The organism is Kribbella sp. NPDC048837 (genome assembly GCF_055586945.1).
On record NZ_JBVJHF010000030.1, the window covers coordinates 1 to 1,634 of the forward strand.

Annotated in this window: 2 protein-coding genes; one reads left to right on the plus strand and one right to left on the minus strand. The window is 65.1% G+C overall.

Going from position 1 to position 1,634, the window contains the following annotated elements; all coding sequences use genetic code 11:
• Nucleotides 1-147: 147 nt before the first annotated feature.
• Nucleotides 148-486: a hypothetical protein gene (locus ACZ6O0_RS44440; RefSeq protein ID WP_465771176.1), complete on the minus strand. Its 339-nt coding sequence runs from the start codon at nucleotides 484-486 to the stop codon at nucleotides 148-150.
• A gap of 166 nt (nucleotides 487-652) precedes the next feature.
• Between ACZ6O0_RS44440 and ACZ6O0_RS44445 the strand changes: the two genes are divergently transcribed.
• Nucleotides 653-1,411, plus strand: a complete 759-nt coding sequence (locus tag ACZ6O0_RS44445; RefSeq protein ID WP_465771177.1) for a DUF4386 domain-containing protein — start codon at nucleotides 653-655, stop codon at nucleotides 1,409-1,411.
• Nucleotides 1,412-1,634 lie beyond the last annotated feature (223 nt).

The window sequence follows — 1,634 nt, forward strand, 5'->3', positions numbered from 1 at the left end:
AACGCCGGCTCTTCGGACAAGCCACTTCCCGGACCCGCCGAACAACAGCCTACGACCCCGCTGCCCGCCGCCTCTTGACACAGAAGGGAGCCATGTCCGAGCGTGTCTCGGATCGTTGAGATGGCGGAGCGCCTAGCCCGCCATTGTTCAGCGTTGACTGATGAAGGCGAGCAGCCAGAGCAGGAGAAAGCTGAGGTAGCCAAGGCCCCAACCGACCGTCGCGCCGGGCAAGAAATAGCCCGCCCAGTGCCGTACCGCTGGCACGGCGCAAGCCGCAGCGCCCGTGATGACGGGAACGGCCATGAGTAGCACGAAATCGGTACCACTAACCGGCGCTGTCCCTGACTCCACCTCGAGCATCGCGAGGATCAGAGAAGCACCAGTGATCCAAGCCGCGACTAGTCCGACGAGTACTCCGGCGGCGGAACGCTCCGGCCGCTGCTGCCATTCGACGAATGGATCGCACGGGTCGCCCTCAGACGCCATGGCGGCATTCTCCCACGAGCCACGGGCGGGACGCCCGCTCATCGGCAGATCAGGACGCACTAACGGCGGCAGATGCGGACGTGTGCCGTCTCAGCGACAGGCTTTCGCCTCTGACCTCACCGCGCAAGCCGCTGAAGGATGAAGATCGAGTGGAGGTGTGTGGACCATGTCACCTACGAAGTCGTATCCACCACGCATTCAAGGCGATTCTCGGTCCGGCAACCGAGTGCGTGAGCACAGGGCTGCCGCCACGACAGCGGGGATCCTGTACATCATCGGGACGGTGGCCGGCATCCTCAGCAAGGGCCTCACATATTTTCCGGTGCAAAACGCGGACGACCCGCTCGCCTACGCCGCGGACCACTCCGGCGCCGTCGCGACGGGGGCGCTGCTCGTGCTTGTCATGGGCCTGTCGCTCGCGATGGTCCCGGTGGTGCTCTTCCCCGTATTGCGCCGGGTGAATGAAGTGCTCGCGACTGGCTACCTGATCATCCGGGGGGCGGTCGAGGCGATCGCCTACGTCATCGTCGCCACCGCATGGCTGCTGCTCGTGCCGCTGGCCGACACCGTGTCGGCAGGACCGGGCACGGCCTCACCAGCAGGCGTCCGTCTGGGCACCCTCGTGATCGACTCTGATGGCGCCAGCGTCATCATGTCGCTGGTGTTCTGCCTTGGCGGCGCCCTGTTCTACGTCCTGCTCTTCTGGTCGCGCATCGTCCCCCGCTGGATCGCGTCGTGGGGTCTGATCGGGATCCCGCTCTACGCTGCCGCCTACCTGCTCGCGATGTACGGCGTTGTCGGCATCAACTCCTCCGCGGTGAACCTCCTCAGCCTGCCCCTGGCCGTCCAGGAGATGGTGCTGGCGGTCTGGATGATCGCGCGCGGCTTCCGTCCAGCGGCCATCTCGAACACGCCCGAGTTCTAAAAGGGCCGACCAGAGAGCCCGCTCATCGGCAGATTCGTGCGGTGGCAGGCCGTCCTCAGTTGGTCGCCAGATGTCCAGCCTGTCGCGCATCGTCTGACGGAACTGTGTTGCGGATCTGTCGGCGGATTGGTCAAGTCCCATGAGGTGGTGTACGACGTTTGGTCCTTCGTCGTTGTCGGGTTAGGCGCTGATCGCGCCTGCGGTTTGGGAGTTCTCCTCGGTG

Bases quoted from the DNA above. Each gene is read 5' to 3' on its own strand.
- ACZ6O0_RS44440 (WP_465771176.1), bottom strand. From the start codon at position 486: ATGGCGTCTGAGGGCGACCCGTGCGATCCATTCGTCGAATGGCAGCAG.
- ACZ6O0_RS44445 (WP_465771177.1), top strand. From the start codon at position 653: ATGTCACCTACGAAGTCGTATCCACCACGCATTCAAGGCGATTCTCGG.